General features: G+C 61.0%; 19 protein-coding genes. 15 read left to right on the plus strand and 4 right to left on the minus strand.

The features are described 5' to 3' along the window. Positions 1-119: 119 nt before the first annotated feature. Positions 120-1739 carry an LssY C-terminal domain-containing protein gene (locus tag HHJ18_RS17835; protein ID WP_296917309.1) on the minus strand — a complete coding sequence of 540 codons (1620 nt, stop codon included), beginning with the start codon at positions 1737-1739 and terminating at the stop codon, positions 120-122. Positions 1740-1860: 121 nt separating this feature from the next. On the opposite strand from HHJ18_RS17835, the gene HHJ18_RS17840 reads away from it, so the two are divergent. From HHJ18_RS17840 to HHJ18_RS17895, 12 genes are all read left to right on the plus strand, one after another. After that, the gene (locus HHJ18_RS17840; protein ID WP_296917311.1) at positions 1861-2217 is read left to right on the plus strand and encodes a diacylglycerol kinase; all 357 of its coding nucleotides are present in this window, start codon (positions 1861-1863) and stop codon (positions 2215-2217) included. 117 nt (positions 2218-2334) lie between these two features. Next, on the plus strand, positions 2335-2940 hold the full coding sequence (locus HHJ18_RS17845) for a phosphatase PAP2 family protein (RefSeq protein ID WP_296917312.1): 606 nt from the start codon (positions 2335-2337) through the stop codon (positions 2938-2940). Positions 2941-2986: 46 nt separating this feature from the next. Next, entirely contained in the window at positions 2987-4519 is a 1533-nt protein-coding gene (locus HHJ18_RS17850; RefSeq protein ID WP_296917314.1) for a bifunctional DedA family/phosphatase PAP2 family protein, read from the plus strand. A gap of 44 nt (positions 4520-4563) precedes the next feature. Continuing rightward, entirely contained in the window at positions 4564-5949 is a 1386-nt protein-coding gene (radA, locus tag HHJ18_RS17855) for a DNA repair protein RadA (RefSeq protein ID WP_296917316.1), read from the plus strand. Positions 5950-6052: 103 nt separating this feature from the next. Beyond that, on the plus strand, positions 6053-6247 hold the full coding sequence (locus HHJ18_RS17860; protein ID WP_296917318.1) for an AbrB/MazE/SpoVT family DNA-binding domain-containing protein: 195 nt from the start codon (positions 6053-6055) through the stop codon (positions 6245-6247). 196 nt (positions 6248-6443) lie between these two features. After that, the gene (locus HHJ18_RS17865; protein WP_296917320.1) at positions 6444-6674 is read left to right on the plus strand and encodes a PIN domain-containing protein; all 231 of its coding nucleotides are present in this window, start codon (positions 6444-6446) and stop codon (positions 6672-6674) included. A gap of 96 nt (positions 6675-6770) precedes the next feature. Then, the gene (locus tag HHJ18_RS17870; protein ID WP_296917321.1) at positions 6771-7547 is read left to right on the plus strand and encodes a metallophosphoesterase family protein; all 777 of its coding nucleotides are present in this window, start codon (positions 6771-6773) and stop codon (positions 7545-7547) included. Between the two features lie 149 nt (positions 7548-7696). Next, positions 7697-8092 (plus strand): glycerate kinase, encoded by a 396-nt coding sequence (locus tag HHJ18_RS17875; RefSeq protein WP_296917323.1) that lies wholly within the window; start codon positions 7697-7699, stop codon positions 8090-8092. 96 nt (positions 8093-8188) lie between these two features. Further along, a complete protein-coding gene (locus HHJ18_RS17880) occupies positions 8189-9127 on the plus strand; it encodes a branched-chain amino acid transaminase (protein WP_296917326.1) in 939 nt (312 codons plus the stop codon). Between the two features lie 9 nt (positions 9128-9136). Further along, complete coding sequence (locus HHJ18_RS17885) at positions 9137-9346, plus strand: zinc-finger domain-containing protein (protein WP_296917328.1); 210 nt, start codon at positions 9137-9139, stop codon at positions 9344-9346. 93 nt (positions 9347-9439) lie between these two features. Continuing rightward, positions 9440-10435 carry a lipopolysaccharide heptosyltransferase II gene (waaF, locus tag HHJ18_RS17890; RefSeq protein ID WP_296917330.1) on the plus strand — a complete coding sequence of 332 codons (996 nt, stop codon included), beginning with the start codon at positions 9440-9442 and terminating at the stop codon, positions 10433-10435. 157 nt (positions 10436-10592) lie between these two features. After that, positions 10593-11642, plus strand: a complete 1050-nt coding sequence (locus HHJ18_RS17895) for an alpha/beta hydrolase (RefSeq protein ID WP_296917332.1) — start codon at positions 10593-10595, stop codon at positions 11640-11642. A gap of 326 nt (positions 11643-11968) precedes the next feature. Here the strand turns inward: HHJ18_RS17895 and HHJ18_RS17900 are convergent, their stop codons facing one another. The 3 genes from HHJ18_RS17900 to HHJ18_RS17910 all read right to left on the minus strand — a co-directional run bounded on the left by HHJ18_RS17900 (position 11969) and on the right by HHJ18_RS17910 (position 15554). Next, positions 11969-13207: an ATP-binding protein gene (locus HHJ18_RS17900; RefSeq protein ID WP_296917334.1), complete on the minus strand. Its 1239-nt coding sequence runs from the start codon at positions 13205-13207 to the stop codon at positions 11969-11971. Positions 13208-13215: 8 nt separating this feature from the next. Continuing rightward, positions 13216-13935, minus strand: a complete 720-nt coding sequence (locus HHJ18_RS17905) for a response regulator transcription factor (RefSeq protein WP_296917335.1) — start codon at positions 13933-13935, stop codon at positions 13216-13218. Between the two features lie 179 nt (positions 13936-14114). Further along, positions 14115-15554 carry an AmpG family muropeptide MFS transporter gene (locus HHJ18_RS17910; protein ID WP_296917336.1) on the minus strand — a complete coding sequence of 480 codons (1440 nt, stop codon included), beginning with the start codon at positions 15552-15554 and terminating at the stop codon, positions 14115-14117. 25 nt (positions 15555-15579) lie between these two features. Here HHJ18_RS17910 and HHJ18_RS17915 point away from each other — a divergent pair, with 25 nt between their 5' ends. From HHJ18_RS17915 to HHJ18_RS17925, 3 genes are all read left to right on the plus strand, one after another. Next, positions 15580-16422 (plus strand): M48 family metallopeptidase, encoded by an 843-nt coding sequence (locus HHJ18_RS17915; RefSeq protein ID WP_296917337.1) that lies wholly within the window; start codon positions 15580-15582, stop codon positions 16420-16422. Between the two features lie 227 nt (positions 16423-16649). Beyond that, complete coding sequence (locus HHJ18_RS17920) at positions 16650-16991, plus strand: Hpt domain-containing protein (RefSeq protein ID WP_296917338.1); 342 nt, start codon at positions 16650-16652, stop codon at positions 16989-16991. Between the two features lie 49 nt (positions 16992-17040). Next, positions 17041-18175: PAS domain S-box protein (locus tag HHJ18_RS17925; protein ID WP_296917339.1), on the plus strand; the 1135-nt coding region annotated here is incomplete at its 3' end.

The raw sequence follows: 18175 nt of genomic DNA on the forward strand, positions 1-18175 counted from the left end.
TCCCAGTCAAAAAATTAAAAAAAGTCTGTAGTCCAATAAATACCGACGCAACATGCTATCAATTAAATAGCATAATTTCAGTAAATCTGGCTGGCTGGAAGCGAAGAATGCGATCAGCATCAGGGCATCACAAGAATCACCGCCTGGCCGTCAGTCCAAAACGGGTCTCCCGCAGCGTTGGTCCCGTGCAGCGGTGGCAGCACTGTCACGCTGCCCTCGCGCTTTGCACCAACCCTTGCAAGTTCTGTGGCAATAAGCGTTCGTTCACTGTCAAGGTCAGGGGCGATTCGGTGGGTCGGGAGATAAAGACGCTGCGAGAGTTCAATGCCAACATCAAAACTTGCTGTGGCAACCCATACACCGCGACAGTCGGGCACGAGGCAATGCGGCGTTTGCCACAGACGCGTGTGATGGCGTCGCCGGATGCTTGGCAAGCCTGTGTCTGGTTTCTCAAACGTGAAGCTTTGCGGCCGGTCCATAAAAAAAGCGGGCGTTGCCGGACCTGTCGGATCGGGAAGGTTGCGCATGGCAGCAATCCCTTCCCTGAGCACCCGTATGGGGGTTGGCGCATCGGCCAGTGACCATCCCGCACGGGTAAAGGCGCGCAGGATATCGTCTTCAGAACCGACAAAGACCAGTGAAATGGGTTCCATCCGCCCGCCGATCAAGTCCTCTGACCAGCGTGCCAGGTCTGGGGGCAGTGCGATCCGCAACTGTGTAATATCGAGAGAAGGATGAGCCAAAGGCGGCTCGATCGTAAGGATTTTCGCTTGACTGGAAAACACAACGGTCGCGCCCAATGACATCACCAGCGCACCGATGCCGGCAATCTGCGCGACACCAGGGCTGATCGGCAGCTTGAACGTGTCAATCCACCGAATCGGCGGAATGTAGTGGAGGAAAAAAAACAGCGCCGCCAGCAAAATAAGCGCCAGCGCAAGACTGCCCAACAGGTCGGAAGGCCAGTGCACGCCGAGATACAGACGCGACAGGCCAATGCCAACAATGACAAGCAGCAGCAGCGTGACGCCGATCGCGCGCACTCCACGCCCGGCCTTGCTGCCCAGCAGCAACGCGGCGAGCAATCCGTACACGACCGTTCCTGCCAGCATATGTCCTGATGGAAAGCTCGCGTCATGCATGCTGACGAGCGCATCAATCGGCCGCGCATTGCCGATCAACGTCTTAAAACTTATCGAGATGAGCGCTGTGCCGACAAGGGCAAGCACAAACGTGGCTGCGAGCCGCCTGCGCCCTTGGGCTAGCGCGACAAGTGCGCTGCCCAAGCACAGAAGCGATACAACTGCGGTACCACCGAGCTCCGTGATCGTCAGCATGATCCGCGTCATTGCTGCAGTGCGAAACAGCGGAACCGCGTTGTGAAGCCTGAGGTCCAGTATCGCCAGTGGATCTTTTGCCGCGATGTCCTGCAGCACGCCCAGGAACAACCACAGCCCTGCGAACATGACGAGAGCAGCGAGTGTTGCCGGCAGGCCCCAGGGATCGCGCGGATGAAGACGGTGAATCAAAAATCCTGCTGCGCGCGGGAAGCGCGATTCCATGGCCACCACCAAGGCGTTTTGCGCAAGCATCCGGCCCATTGGCCCGATTAACGGGGTCACGCGTTTCCATAGCAGGCGTTCGTGCTCGAAAAAAAGCAGAGTGACAAGAATTAACCCTGCCGGGAAGGCGATCAAAGCAAAGAACAGGATGGTGTAAAAGATAAAAGCTGAAGTCATGAGTGGCTTTAAATGTTTACTGGTGCATGGTTCGAGTCCTGGCCTGACAAAGCGGAAAAAAGGGCCGAAGGAGGCGCAGCACGCATCAAGCTGCCGTTCATGTCCGACATTGAGGAAACCCATGAAAAATCAATCTTTTCACAGACGTGCCGGTTTCGCCATCCAGGGCATATGTTCCGCATGGCGCGGTGAAGCAAGCTTTCGTCAGCAGGCTGTTATTGCACTGGGGGTCCTATTAATCCTTTTATGGCGTCGACCTGAAATGGTGTGGTGGGCATTGTTGTTGATGAACTGCGGTCTTGTATTGGCAGCGGAGTTGTTCAACACAGCGTTAGAGCACGCCCTGGATCACCTTCATCCAGAACGGCATCCTGCGATTGAAGTTGCCAAAGATTGTGCGGCAGGCGCGGTATTGCTTTTAAGTCTGACAGGTTTGTGCGTGTTTATTACCTTCCTGGCATCGACCTGGCCCGCGTAAACTGCCCAGCGAAAATCCTTATTCCAGGTGCCGTGGCGCCGGACGGGGACAAAAGACAGCGGATCATTTCTACCTTCCCGCAGTTAGATTTGTAACGGTAAAACCAACAAAACCCAGATGAACACTTTCGAAGCACTCAACGCAGCCATTTTCCTGCGCATTAATGCCGACCTGAACACGCCCCAGTGGAAGATTGGCGCGGCGACCTTTCTGGCGGATTACTTGATCTATCTGATTGCGTTGGTTTTGATTGGAATGTGGTGTTGGGGAAAAGAGATGCAACGAAATTTGGCACTCAAGGCTTGCCTGGTGGCACTGGTTGCATTGGGCATGAATCAAATCATTATTTTGCTATGGCCCCATCCGCGGCCGTTCATGGTGGGATTGGGTCATTCGTTCATCGCACACCTTCCTGACCCTTCCTTTCCTAGCGATCACGCCACCGTTTTCTCTGCCATAGGGCTGACGCTGGTCTTCAGTTCCGTGCGTTCATTGATCGGCTGGAGCGTTCTCGCGGCGGGTGCGGCCGTGGCGTGGGCCCGCGTTTTCCTTGGCGTGCACTTCCCCCTGGATATGGCGGGCGCGGTAGCCGTGGTTTGCCTTGTTTGGGTCGGAATGCAGCCGATTTGGGCCAGGGCAGGCAACGCCATCACTTGGCAGATGGCGCATATTTACAGGCTTGTCCTGGCACAACCGATTTCGCACGGATGGATTCGCCGCTAAACCATGTTGACCGGGACCCAGTACAAAAAATAGGGTTGGACAGCAGATGTTGCAATATCTAATCAATCTGATCGAACGACTCGGGCAATGGGGTTACCTCATCATCTTCCTTGGCGCTCTACTGGAATCAGCCGCATTTTTAGGACTGGTCATTCCTGGCGAGAGCCTGGTGCTGGTGGCGGGTTTCCTGGCCGCGCAGGGTTCTCTTGATCTTGATTTGCTCATCATTACCGTTGCAGTTGGGGCGGCCATCGGGGACAGCATCGGCTATGAAATGGGGCGCCAGATGGGGCGCCCTGCATTGATGCAATATGGCAGTCGCTTTGGGTTGAATGAGGCGCGCGTGCACAGCGCGGATCAGTTTTTTGTACGGCACGGCAGCAAGGCAGTCTTCCTCGGCCGGTTCGTCGGCTTTGCCCGAGCCCTGGTGCCCTTTCTTGCCGGCTCTTCGCGAATGCCCTACCGGGCATTCCTGCCTTACAACATTCTCGGCGCGGTGCTTTGGGCGGCTGCCGTAGCGTTATTGGGCTATTTTTTAGGCGCAAGCTGGCAAACGGCAGAGCGATGGATAGGGCGGGCAAGCGCCATATTCGGGGGCCTTTTGGTCTTCGCGCTATTGCTGGTGTGGTTGTGGCGTTGGGCTACCGGACACGAAGACACCATCCGGCAAGCCTGGATTCGCTTTCTTCAGCGCCCGGGCATCAGCGCTTTACGCCACCGCTTCGCGCCACAAATTTCCTTTGTCCAGGACCGGTTCTCACCTAGAAGCTATTTAGGCTTGCAGCTGACGGCAGGGGCGATAGTTTTGATAGGCGCGAGCTGGCTGTTCGGCGGGATTGCAGAAAACGTGGTGAGTGGCGACCCGCTTACCGTCATCGACCTGCGGGCGGCGCAATGGTTCCACACGCACTCTACTGCGCTGATGACCCAGGTGATGCGGGTCGTGACGCACATTCACGGCCCCGTTGCGGTCATGCTGGCGGTTGTATTGATAGCGGCGTATCTGGCCTGGAAGCGAAACTGGTATTGGCTGCTTTGCGTCGGCTTGACAGTGCCTTCCGGAATGCTGCTGAACGTTGTCATGAAGTACGCATTTCACCGGGCCCGTCCGAGCTTTGATGATCCGTTGCTGATGCTGACAACCTACAGCTTCCCCAGCGGCCATGTGGCCGGAGCTACCTTGTTTTATGGCGTTATGGCGGCGATGGTGATTGCCAAAAACCCCACTTGGCGCTGGCGTGTGACGACCGTTCTTGTCGCCATCATGATGGTGGCGCTGGTTGCCCTGACCCGTGTTTACCTTGGCGTTCATTATCTGAGCGACGTACTGGCCGCCTTTGCAGAAGGAGTCGCCTGGCTGACGCTGTGCCTTACCGGGTGCACACTTATTGGGCGCATCGCTTTTCCAGGAAAAAAATCCTGGCGGTATACGACTAGAAAATCCGGAAGTTTTTGGAATTCAACCGCAAAAGCGCATGGATGCCAGAGCCCTGTTGACGACTTTAAGGGCTCTCAAAATTCGAGCTGCATCAGCAAGCTGAACGATCTGGTTTTTGACGCCGCGAGCGCACGGGCTTGAAAGCGGGCTGACCAGCGAGGACGCGCGCTCAATACACTAGCTGCATGGCCAAAGAAAAAACGATTTACACCTGCACCGAATGCGGCGGCACCAGCCCCAAGTGGCTGGGCAAATGCCCGCACTGCGAGGCCTGGAACACGCTAATCGAGTCGGTGGCAGAGGCCGCCCCCGGCAAGAACCGCTACAGCACGCAGTTCCAGTCGCTTGCCAGGGCGTCCGAAGTGACTGCGCTGGCTGACATTGACGCCAGCGACATGACGCGCACGCCGACCGGCCACGAGGAGCTGGACCGGGTGCTGGGCGGCGGCATTGTCGAGGGCGGCGTGGTGCTGATAGGCGGCGACCCGGGTATCGGCAAATCGACGCTGCTGCTGCAGGCGCTGGACTCGCTGCAGCGCGCCGGTCTCAACACGCTGTATGTCACCGGCGAGGAAAGCGGCGCGCAAGTAGCGCTGCGGGCGCGTCGGCTCGGGCTCGATGGCTCGCAGGTCAAGGTGATGGCCGAAATCCAGCTCGACAAAATCCTCGCCACGCTCGACGCGAGCCAGCCGGCAGTTGCCGTGATCGACTCGATCCAGACCGTGTATTCGGACCAGCTCACCTCGGCGCCGGGCTCCGTGTCCCAGGTGCGGGAATGCGCCGCGCACCTGACGCGGGCGGCCAAGTCCAGCGGAGTGTGCATCGTGCTGGTCGGCCACGTCACCAAGGACGGCGCGCTGGCCGGGCCGCGCGTGCTCGAGCACATGGTCGATACCGTGCTGTATTTTGAAGGCGACACGCATTCGAGTTTCCGGCTGGTGCGCGCCATCAAGAACCGCTTTGGCGCGGTCAATGAGATTGGCGTGTTCGCCATGACCGAAAAAGGCCTGAAGGGCGTGAGCAACCCAAGCGCGATGTTTTTGAGCCAGCACAGCGAGCCGGTGCCCGGCAGCTGCGTCATGGTCACGCTAGAAGGCACGCGCCCCCTGCTGGTAGAAATCCAGGCGCTGGTCGACAGCGGCGGGCCGAGTCCGCGGCGCCTGTCAGTCGGACTGGACAAAGACCGCCTCGCCATGCTGCTGGCCGTGCTGCACCGCCACGCCGGCGTCGCCTGCATGGACCAGGACGTGTTTGTTAATGCTGTCGGCGGCGTGCGTATCAGTGAGCCAGCGGCTGACCTGGCGGTGATGTTGGCGATCACTTCAAGCCTGCGCGGCAAGCCCTTGCCCAAAGGCTTCATCGCCTTTGGCGAGGTAGGTTTGGCGGGCGAAGTGCGGCCTGCGCCGCGCGGGCAAGAACGTTTGAAAGAAGCCGCCAAGCTGGGCTTTAGCGTGGCGGTGGTACCGAAAGCCAACGCACCCAAAAAGAACGACAAAGCTTTTGAGGGGCTGACCATTCACGCGGTTGAACGCATTGAGCAGGCGCTGGAGGTGGTGCGGGGTTTAAGTTGATGGCACCGGGGCTTAGTCTTGCAAAAGGGCTATCGGTCAAAGGAGGTAAGAATGTCAGATGCCACCTTGTCCAGTAACTACCAAATCTCGATCCCTAAAAGACGTGCGCGAAGCCCTGCATCTCAAGCCCGGGCAGCGTATTGCCTTTTTGCGTACGGGTTCGACGTGGAAGCTGGTTCCTGTACCCAATATTGAAGATCTGTTCGGTATTGCCAAAGGTGCCGACACCGACACCGACAACTACCGCGACCGCAGTACCCGGCTTAAAGATAGACTTCCCGTGCTCGCCGACGCATAAAAAAGCGCGCTAAATAAAAAATTTGTTAAAGCGCGATTGAAGTCCGGCGCATGAAGCTGGTCGATACCTGCATCTGGGTAGAAGCGCTGGCAGATACGCCCACAGGTCGTGCCCACCAGCCGCTACTTGCCGTTCCGCAAAACCTGCTGGTATCCACCTGGTGATTTATGAGTTGCGCAAATGGCTTGCGCGAACCTTGGCGCCCGATGCCGCCGATCAAGTCATGGTGGTGTTGCTTTGTGCCAAGGTGGTCGCACCTGATGAGTCATTAGCGCTGTATGGGGCCGAACTCAGTTTGACGCATCAACTTCACGCTCTGGATGCGCTGATTTACGCCACAGCCCTCAGTGAAAGTGCAGAATTCGTCACCTGCGATGCCCACTTCAAAGGCCTGCTGCAGGTGGAGTATTTGGCCAAATTGAAGTAAAAGTTAGCCATCTCCGGCGGCATACATCTGCTACAAAAATCATAGCGTTTATTGCGCGCTGCTGTTCGGCGGCAGTGCTGAAAGGCCTGAATTTATATGAAACTCGCGGTCATTTCCGACATCCACGGCAACTTGCTGGCACTGCAGGCGGTGCTGGCCGATATTGCGCGCCAGGGCGTGGACCAGACGGTAAACCTCGGCGACATCCTAAGTGGCCCGCTGCAACCGGCCGAGACGGCGGATTTGCTGATGGCGCAGGGCTTTGCAACGATTCGCGGCAACCACGAACGCCAGCTGCTGGATGTGCTGGCCTCGGCCGGGCCTGTCGATGCAGCCACTGCCGACGGTTACGCCGCCAGCGAAATGTCGCCCGCCCACGCGACATGGCTGCAGGCCTTGCCTGTCGCCATAGCGCTCAACAGCGACGTGCGTCTGTGCCACGGCACGCCGGGCAGCGACCTGCAGTACTGGCTGGAAACCGTTGTGCCCGGCTTCGCGCAGGGCCAAGGCCCCGGCGTGCGTGCTGCCACGCTAGAGGAAGTAGCCGAGCGACTGGGCAGCGCCACGCATCCCGTGATGCTGTGCGGTCACTCGCATGTACCGCGCCTGTTGCAGTGCGGCGCCGTGCTGATCGTCAACCCCGGCAGCGTCGGCCTGCCGGCCTATGCCGACGAGCACCCGCACCCGCACGTCATTGAAAACGGCGCGCCGCACGCGCGCTATGCCTTGCTGGAAAAAACTGTTCAAGGCTGGCAGGTTGATCTGCGCGCCGTGCCCTACGACCATCTGGCGCAGGCACGCGTGGCGGCCGCGCACCGACGCCCGGACTGGGCCCATGCGCTGGCCGGCGGCTTTGCGCAGCGCATGGTGTAATGTCTTTGCTATCAAAATAATAGCTACTTGCGCACGACCTGTATAGGCCAGAGGCCTAAATTGCTAGAAAATTCGGCCAAAAGAGCGGTTTAACGCGCTACGCACTCCCCACAGCACCGGCGCCGCGCCGCGGCTGCGAAAATAGCGCCATGAACTTCCAGAAAATCATTGTTCCCATCGTTGGCGTGGCCGTCGTGGTGCTGGCCTATCGCTTTTACGGCTGGGCCGGCGTGGCCGCCGCCGCTACCGGGCTGGTGATGTGGCTGCTGCTGCATTTCAGCCGCATGATGCAGGTGTTGAAGCGCGCCACCAAACGGCCCATCGGCTACGTCGACAGCGCCGTCATGCTCAACGCCAAACTCAAGCCCGGCATGACGCTGATGCATGTGGTGGCCATGACCAAAAGCCTGGGCGCTCTACAGGGCGAAAAAGACGCGCAGCCCGAGGTGTTTCGCTGGACCGACGGCACGCTCTCGCAGGTCAGCTGCACCTTTGTCGGCGGCAAGCTGGCGCACCACGAGCTGTTCAGGCCAGAGACGGTCTGAGGCGGCCTGCGCCCCTCTGCCGGGGGCAAGGACAAGATGCAGGGCGCCGGCGCTTAAAATGGAAAGCTTCATTTCATTCACCTCAGGATCAGCACCATGTCCCCAGTAGCTTCCCCCTTGGACGACCGCGACGGCAAAATCTGGATGGACGGCCAGATGGTTGAGTGGCGCGACGCCAAAATCCATGTGCTGAGCCACACCTTGCATTACGGTTGCGGCGCGTTTGAAGGCGTGCGCGCCTACAAGACGGCTGCCGGCACCGCCATCTTCCGCCTGGAAGAGCACACCGAACGGCTGTTCAACAGCGCCAAGATCCTGCGCATGAAGATTCCGTTCAGCGCTAGGCAAGTGATGGACGCGCAGTGCGCCGTGGTGCGCGAAAACAAGCTCGAGTCGGGCTACATTCGCCCGCTGACCTGGATCGGATCGGAAAAACTTGGCGTCAGTCCGAAGGGCAACAAAATTCATCTGATGGTGGCCGCCTGGACCTGGGGCGCGTATCTGGGTGACGAGGGTATGAAGCGCGGCATTCGCGTCAAGACCAGCAGCTTCACGCGGCACCACGTCAACATCACCATGATCCACGCCAAGGCGGTCAGCAACTACACCAATTCGATTCTGGCCAACATGGAAGCCACCGACGACGGATACGACGAGGCGCTGCTGCTTGACCCGCAAGGCTTTGCCTCGGAAGGCGCGGGCGAAAACCTGTTCATCGTGCGCAAGGGTGTGGTCTACACGCCCGACTCCAGCGCCGGCGCGCTCAACGGCATCACACGCAACACGATCTTCGCCATTTGCCAGGATCTGGGTCTGGAACTGAAAGAAAAACCCATCACGCGCGATGAAATCTACATCGCCGACGAAGCCTTTTTCTCCGGCACGGCGGCCGAAGTCACGCCGATCCGCGAGCTTGACCGCATTGAAATCGGCAGCGGCTCGCGCGGCCCCATCACTGAGAAAATCCAGGCGGCGTTTTTTGACATCGTCAACGGCCGCAATCCCAAATACGAATCCTGGCTGACCAAGGTTTAAACAAAACCCATGACCAAATCATTTAATGTGGAACTGCTGGCGGCTGACCTCAATTCCCAAGGCGGCGTCTACTGCCCCAGCCCCAAGGCCGACATGAAGCTGTGGAACAGCCACCCCAAGGTCTACCTGGATGTAGCGCGTACTGGCCATGCCAAGTGCCCTTATTGCGGAACGGTTTACCAGCTGAAAGAGGGCGAGCACGCCGGTGCGCATCACTGACGGCGCGCCCCTGCCCTGGCATGCTGGGCCGGGTCCGGCATCCCTGCCGGCGCTGCAGCCATGGATTGCGGGTCACGCCCGCAACGATAGCGCTTGAATGAATCGCTGATCATCGCCCCCCAATGGATAGGCGACGCGGTGATGACCGAGCCGTTGCTGCGCCGCCTGCAGGCGCGCGGCGAGCGTCTGACGGTCGGCGCTCTGCCCTGGGTGGCGCCGGTGTACCGCGCCATACCGCAGGTGGCCGAGGTCATCGAGTTTCCGTTTGCCCATGGCGGCCTGCAGTTCAAGGCGCGGCGCGCGCTTGCCAAACGCATCGAAGGCCGGTTTGACACCGCCTACGTCTGCCCGAACTCGCTGAAAAGCGCGCTGCTGCCGTTTCTGGCAAGCATTCCCAGGCGCATCGGCTACCTTGGCGAGGCGCGCGTCGGGCTGCTCACGCACAGGCTGAAAAACCCCAAAAACAAGCCGCCCATGGTGGCGTTTTATTCAGCCCTCAGCGGTGAAGCCGATCTGGAAAACGACCGGCCGCAGCTGCGCATGGACGACGCCGTCGTTGAGCAGACCCTGCGCGAGCTGGGCCTGCAGCGCGGCGGCTACGTGGTGTTTGCCCCAGGCGCCGAATATGGCCCGGCCAAGCGCTGGCCGGCGCGGCAGTTCGCGGAATTGGCGGCCAGCCTGACGCTGCCGGTGCTGCTGCTTGGCTCGGCCAAGGAAGCCGCCTTGTGCGAGGAAATCGTGGCGCCTGTCAATGCGGCACGACCGGGCCAATGCCTGAACCTGGCCGGCAGCACCTCGCTGGTGCAGGCGCTGAGCCTGATCGCCGCCAGCCAAAGCAGCGTCAGCAATGACTCCGGCCTGATGCATGTGGCGGCCGCCTTCGGCGTTCGGCAGGTGGCGATTTTTGGTTCGTCCAGTCCCTTGCACACGCCGCCGCTGAACGCGCAGGCAACGGTGCTCTGGCTGAAAAACGAGCCGGACTACCAGCCGCCGCTGGACTGCGCGCCTTGCTTCGCGCGCGAATGCCCGCTTGGCCATACGCGTTGCCTGAACGACATCGGGGCTGATCGGGTTTTGGATTTGCTATAAATAGCGTAGCTGTTGGTGCCCGCAGAACCTGGCCTAGAGGCCAATTCTGCCTTCGGGGCTGGTGCGTTTAGGCTGAAAACAGTAAACTGAAAATCCGCGACCGCAAACCTTGAACGGTTTGCGCATCGCCCATCAAAAAAAAACTTAGGAGACTGTCATGCAATTGCGGTGGCTATTTATTTTTCTCATGCTGTTTGCATCGTTGGCGCAGGCCAAAACCGTCAAGCAGGACGTCATGATTGACGCGTTTGACCCCGGCATCAAACTGTTCGTGCGCAGCAAAATGGCAGAAGGGCAAAGCCGCTTTACCGACGACAACATCGTGCTGTTCGTGCATGGCGCGACCTTTTCCTCGACCCCCGACTTTGATCTGCCTTACAAGGACTACTCATGGGCCGACTGGATGGTCGACAAGGGCTACGTGGTCTATATGTTCGACAAGCGCAACTACGGCTTTTCGAGCCGCGAGAAAGCCATGGACGAACCGGCCGCCAACAACCGGCCGGTCACGCGCTCTTATCTGGCCATTCGCGACCTCGGCGCCGTAATTGAGCACATCCGGCAAAAACACAAGGTCAACAAGGTCACGCTGATCGGCTGGTCCTGGGGCGCCATGACGGCTGGTTATTACAGCTCGCTCAACAGTGAAAAGGTGCACAAGCTGGTGATGTATGCACCGGCCTATTCGTTTGCGCAACACACCAACCTTGGCGCCGGCTCGAATTCCCAGAACAAGCGAAAACCCAACGAATTCAACTACGCCCTGGGCGCCTACCGCCTGGGCTCCAAGGCCGGCAACGACGCGCGCTGGGACGGCGAAATTCCGGTTGCCGACAAAAATTCCTATCGCGAAGAAGGCGTGCGTGACGCCTTCGCGCTGGAAGCGCTCAAGACCGACCCGACCAGCGAGACGCGCAGCCCACCCAGCCTGCGTGCGCCCAACGGCGTGCTGGAAGACTCCTTCATGCAGGCCACCGGCCGGGGCCTGTGGAACGCCTCATCGATTTATGTACCGACGCTGGTGATTGCCGGTGAATTCGATACCTGGTCGTTTCCTGAAGACCGCGAAGGACTGATGCGCGACCTGACCAATGCGCTCGTCAAGAAGCAGGTCGTCATCAAGAACGCTACGCATTTCGTGCTGTTTGAAAAGCCGCGCTTCGAGTTCTTTGGCGAGATTGCCAATTTTCTGAAAGCGCAGCCGTGAGTGGGTCTTGACCCGGACGACTACTTGATTGTTCCAACTGGGCGCAGGGCCACGTCTTTGATGACTCGGTGTGTCCGCTGAACCCATATATTCGGCGAGGATGGCACGAATCTGCAAAAAAAAGACCACCTTGTGGTGGCCTATTAAAAGTTTTTGCTGGCGCGCAGCTGCTCGTTTGGTTTTCCCCGCCTCCTTGAGCCCTCTCCCTCTTCATGGTTGTGACAGCAACAGAAGCAACTATGGATCAAGGCGGCGCTTCTGACCATCCTGCAAATAGAGGATAAAACCGGATTTTTTGCAGAGATTGCAGGGCTGCTTGAGGTTGCTCAGGGTTTGGGTTCGGCCATCGGCAATTCGACGACAAACGAGGCGCCGCCGCCGCTGCGCGCTTCGCAGCGCACGCTGCCGCCGTGGCGCAGGCTGATGGATTTGACCAGCGCCAGCCCCAGGCCGACGCCGCCTTCGCGTTCACTGGCGCCCGGCAGGCGGTAAAAAGGTTCAAAAATGCGCTCACGCTGGGCCGCCGGCACGCCCGGGCCACGGTCGTTTACCTTGATCACGGCCAGCGGCTGGCCGCCCACCCGGGTTTGCGCAAGTTCGAGGCTGATGTCGCCGCTGCTGTAGCGTCTGGCGTTTTCCAGCAGGTTGCGAATCAGGCGCCGCAGCAGGCGTGCCGATCCCTGCACCGTCAGGCTGTGCTCGGTGCTGGCCAGGCCCTTGATGCCCTTTTGCGCGCCCGGCGCCGGCTGTAGTTCGGCCTTCAGTTCGGCATTGACGCGCGAACATTCTTCGGCGGCCAGACCGGTCAGGTCCAGCGTTTCAAAAGGCTCGGCGTCCGCTTGCCGAGTGTCGAGCCGGCTGGCCAGCAAGATCTCGTCGATCAACTGGTCGAGCTCGGTGATGCTGCGCGAAATCTCCAGGCGTTGCGGTGAGGCGCTGCCGGGGCTCATCAGTTCGAGCCCCATGCGGATGCGCGCCAAGGGCGAGCGCAACTCGTGCGAGGCATTGGCGAGCAGCGATTTGTGCGACTCCATCAGCGTTTCGATGCGTTCGGCCGCATGGTTGAAGCGCCCGGCCAGGAAAGCCACTTCGTCACTGCCTTCGACATTCATGCGCGCCGACAGGTCACCGGCACCCCAGCGCTCGACGCCGCGCTGCAGCGCTTCGAGCCGCAGCGTCAGGCGCCGCATGACGGGGTAAGCGCCAAGGGCCACGGCAAGTCCGACCAGCACCAGCATCCAGCCAAAACCGAAGCCAAAAGGCGACCGCATCCAGGGGTTGCCGGGCGGGCGTTTGGGCCGCGGCAGCAGCAGGTTCAGGGTCTGGCCGTCTTTGGTGACGATGGCAAATTCCAGGTCTTCGCCAAACTTGCGGTCCGGCCGGGTTTGCGCCCTGCCTATGACTTCTCCTGCGGCGTTGTGCACCAGCACCTCGCGTATCGGCAACTGCGGCGGATCGGCATTGAGGCGCCAGGCGGCGCCCACCAGAAAGGTCAGCACCACCACGGTGGCCACCACGGCCAGCCAGATGCGCACGTACAAATGCGAAGTAAAACGCGTCCACATCGAAAACTTCAATCCTGCTGCTTGGCAAACACATAGCCAACACCGCGCACCGTGAGAATGCGTTTCGGGTCCTTCGCGTCGAGCTCGATGGCGCTGCGGATGCGGCCCATGTGCACGTCGATAGAGCGGTCAAAGGCTTCCAGTTCGCGGCCGCGCACCGCTTCCATGATCTGGTCGCGGCTGAGCACGCGGCCGGCGCGTTCGGCCAGCGCCACCAGCAGGTCGAACTGGTAGGAGGTCAGCTCGCACAGCGCGCCGGCGACCGAGACGGTGCGCGCATCGCGGTCGATTTCGAGCGAGCCGAAGCGCATCACCTTGTGGCCGCCCGCCGCGCCGCCGCTGCCCGCAGCTTCAGCGCCGCGGCGCAACACGGCGCGTATGCGCGCCAGCAGTTCGCGCGGCTCGAAGGGTTTGGGTAAGTAGTCGTCGGCGCCAATTTCCAGGCCGACGATGCGGTCCATCGGGTCGCCCTTTGCGGTCAGCATCAGCACGGCAGTGCGCGCCGTCGCACCGCCCTGGCCTTTGATGCGGCGGCACACTTCCAGCCCATCCATGTCGGGCAGCATCAGGTCCAGAATGACCAGGTCGGGCGGGTTGGCCTCCAGTGCGGCCAGCCCGCTGGCGCCATCGGCGGCATGGCTGAAAGCGTAACCCGACTGGCTCAGGTATTCACCCACCATGGTGGCCAGGCGGGTGTCGTCTTCAATCATCAAAAGCTGTTGTGTCATGGGGAGGTCCTAGGTCCTGGGTGCAGGGTGCTGCCTTGCGGCAGGCCATTAGGCTAATGATCGTGCGCCCAGTGCAACAATACTGCAACAAGCCACCGTAAAGTTAGGTAAACCGCAGCGCCATCGGCTTTAACAGGTTTGTTGTATGCTATCAAAATAATAGCTGCTTGCGCCCGTATCTATTGGGTTACAGCTGATTTTGATCTAGAAGCCAACCACACCAGAAGCAGCACCGGAACCCCCAGCAAAGCGGTCGCCGTGAAGAAGTGACTGTACCCAAAGGCGTCCACATACTTGCCCGAATAACCCGCCAAAAACTTCGGCAACAGCAGCATCATGGAGCTGAACAGCGCGTACTGGGTGGCCGAATAGTTGACGTTGGTCAGGCTGGACAGGTAGGCGATGAAGGCGGCCGAGGCAATGCCGCTGGACAGGTTGTCGGCCGAAATCACAAAAATCAGCGCGTTGACGTCGTGCCCGCGCGAGCCCAGCCAGGCAAACATCAGATTGCTGGCCGCGCTCAGCACGGCGCCTAGCATCAGCACCCGCATCACGCCAAAGCGCATCGCCAGCGCGCCGCCCAGAAAGGCGCCGACCAACGTCATGATGACGCCGTAGATTTTGGTGACGGCCGCCACCTCGTCCTTGGTGTAGCCCATGTCGACGTAAAACGGATTGGCCATGATGCCCATGACGACATCGCTGATGCGGTAGATGGCGATCAGCGCCAGGATCAGCGCGGCCTGCTTGCCGTAGCGCCGCAAAAAATCGGCGAAGGGCTCGACCAGCGCGCTTTGCAGCCACTCGGCGACATTGCGCGCCGGACTCAGCGCGCGCGCCGGCGGTTCAGGTGAACACAACACGGTCACCACGCCCAGCAGCATCGACGCCGCCATGGCCAGATAGGCGGTTTGCCAGGCGCCATGCTGATAGCTGACGGCCCCGGCTACTGCGCCCGTGACCGCCACCTCGGCGCGCGCAGCAATCCACAGCGCGCCGGCGCCAGCCCAGATCATGGCCATGCGGTAACCGGTCTGGTAAGCCGCCGCCAGCGCGGCCTGGCGCGGTACGTCGGCCGATTCGATGCGGTAGGCGTCCAGCGCAATGTCTTGCGTGGCTGAGCCGAAGGCCACGGCCAGCGCGCACCACACCACCGGCAGCAGGGCCAGCCGGGGGTCGGTCAGCGCCATGCCGATCAGCGCCGCCATGATCACCGCTTGCGACAGCAGCAGCCAGCTGCGGCGGCGCCCCAGCAGCCGCGTCAGCAGCGGAATCGGCATGCGGTCTACCAGCGGCGCCCAGACCCATTTGAAGCCATAGGCCAGACCGACCCAGCTCAGGTAGCCAATGGTGGTGCGGTCAATGCCGGCCTCACGCAGCCAGAAGCTCAGCGTGCCAAACACCAGCAGTAGTGGCAAGCCGGCTGAAAACCCCAGCAGCAGCATGCGCAGCGTGGCGGCCTCGGTGTAGACGCGCCAGACATCGCGCCAGGGGATTTTTTTCGGCTGATCGGTCACGCTATTGGCGGCGGCTGCGGCGGCGGGCTCGTTCGGCAGGCTGGCAGGGTGGGCAGTACTGGCGAGGAGCGCAGCGGTGGGGGTTTTGTCTGACATGGGCATTTTGATTTCTGACTATTATTGACCCATGTGCTTTTTATGCGATGCCAAACACGCCGCCTGGCCCGGCCGCCGCGCCTTTTTGCTGGCCGCTGCCGGCGTGGCGGCGACCGGCGTCGTCATGCCTGTGCGGGCTCAGGTCAACGTTGGCGGTCCCTCGTCGCTGCGCAGCCTGGTGCCGGCTGACGAGCTGGAAGGCGCGGCCACCCAGGAATATTCCCAGCTGCTGGCCGAGGCCCGTTCCAAGGGCGTGCTGGCGCCCCCCGGCAGCCCGCAATTGCAGCGGCTGCGCAGCATTGCCGCGCGCCTGGTGCCGCAAACCACGCAATGGAACGAGCGAGCCAAACAATGGCAATGGGAAGTCAATCTGGTAAGCAGCAAGCAGATCAACGCGTTTTGCATGCCGGGCGGCAAGATCGCCTTTTACACCGGCATTCTGGAGCAGCTCAAGCTCAGCGACGACGAAACCGCCATGATCATGGGCCACGAAATGGCGCATGCGCTGCGCGAGCATGCGCGCGCGCGCATCGCCAAAAGCCAGGGCACCGGGGCCATCCTGTCGCTGGGCGCGCAATTGTTTGGTTTGGGGCAGCTTGGCGATGTGGCGGCCGGTATCGGCACGCAATTGCTCACGCTGCGTTTCAGCCGTGAAGACGAAACCGACGCCGATCTGGTCGGGCTGGAACTGGCGGCGCGCGGCGGCTACAACCCGCAAGCCGCCGTCAGCCTCTGGGAAAAAATGGCCCAGGCCGGCGGCGGCGCGGGTGGCCCGAGCTTTTTGTCGACCCACCCCTCCGGTCCGGCGCGCATTCAGCAGCTGCAGGCCAACGTTCCCAAGGTTCAGGGCCTCTACCAGCGCGCACGCGGCTGAAGCCGCATCGGCGCGCATACAACACCTCCGCAAGTTTCGCGCAGATCTTGGGCCGAGCAATGAGCACGCGCTTTAAGATGCGGGATGCTTGATCCCGTTACCTGTGTTACACAGTGCAATTCGCCCGCCCCGCTTTCCGGCGCGCTTGGCGAGCCATCCCTCCTCCAGCGCATGCGCGGCCTTGCCGCCTCGCTAGCTTTGAAGCCCGCCACGGCAGGGCTGGCGGCATGAGCATCACCGATCCGGCTTTTCTGGCATTTCTAGAGCAGCAGCGCGTTGACTACCGCGCGTCACTGCCGGCGCGCTGGCTGCAGATCGATTCGCACTGGCGCCAGCTGCTGAGCGGCGAAGCGCCGGAACAGGCGCTGGACGGCCTGGAGCGCTGTGCCCACGGCCTGGCGGGTTCGGGTGCAACTTTCGGCTGTGCCGCCATGGGCGATGCCGCCCGGCTGCTGGAACTCACAGCCGATCCGCTGCGGGGCAGCGCACACGCCTTGAGCCCCGAGTCGCTGGCCGCGCTGACCCAGGCGGTCGAGGCGCTGCAGCGCAGCCTTCCCGACGCGAACTGAGTTTTTCGCAGCACACCTCGCCCTTTTCGATCCTCCAACCGAGAGTCCCATGTCCCCTCACGCCTTTCTGGTCAAAATCAAGCTGGTATCCGGCCTCGGTCTGGGCGTGATCCTGATGGCGAGCGCGGGTGTCGCTTCGTATGTCACGGTTAGCCAACTGATCGAGGCCACAGTGTCCGAGGACCAGATCGAGGACCGGCTGGTCCTGCTGGAGCGCACGACCTCGGGCATCAAGACGGCCGAAGCGGCGCTGCGGCAATACCTTCTGAGTGGCGATGCAGGAGACCTGCAGAAGATCGGGCAGACACGCGCTGCCATGGACGATGCGATAGCCCGGATGCGCAGCGCGGGCGCACTGACCGAGCAGCCGGCGCTGGACGATTTGATCGCAAGGCGTTGGACACTGGTGACGCAGTTGCTCGCGGCCCGGCAAAGTGCCGGCCTGCCAGGCGCGGTCGCCATTCTCACCAGCGACTTTAGCCGGCAACTCAGGCAGCGTACCGATGACCTGCTGGGCGCGGCGCGCCAGCGCGAAACCATAACGCTGGATAGAACGCATACGGCGGGCCTGTACCGTGCAGAGTGGGCCCAGCGAATCATCATGCTCAATGGACTGCTGTTTCTGGCCATGCTGGCCTGGGCGTTTTATGTGGTGCGGCGGCACGAGGCCGGGCGCAAGCGGGTCGAGGCGCAGTTGCGCGACAGCGAAGTCATGAGCCGTAGCATTACCGAGGGCATGGCCGAAGGCGTTATCACGACCAGCATGGATGACATCATTCTGGACGCCAACGGCGCGGCGCTGGAGCTTCTGGGCTATGAAAAAAGCGATCTTAAAGGCCGTGACATCTCGGAGCTGATACCGCAACGCCTGCGCCGCGAGTACAAGGAGTTCACGGCGGCGCTGCGAGCACGGCCCGAAGCCTTCAGGCGCGCTGGCCGGGAAGTGCTTGGCAGACGCAGGGACGGCAGCGAATTTTTAGTCAATGTCTCGTATGGTGACGTGCAGGTGGCGGGCCAGCGTCTGTTCACGGCCACGTTTCATGACATCACAGAAACCAAGCGCGTCACCGAAGCGCTGCGCGCCAGCGAAACGCAGTTGCGCCAGATCACCGACACGGTCCCGGCGCTGATCGCCTACATCGACAAAGCGCAGCGCTTCAGTTTTCACAACAAAGCCTACGAAG

Source organism: Polaromonas sp., from assembly GCF_012927455.1.
Lineage (GTDB): Bacteria > Pseudomonadota > Gammaproteobacteria > Burkholderiales > Burkholderiaceae_C > Polaromonas.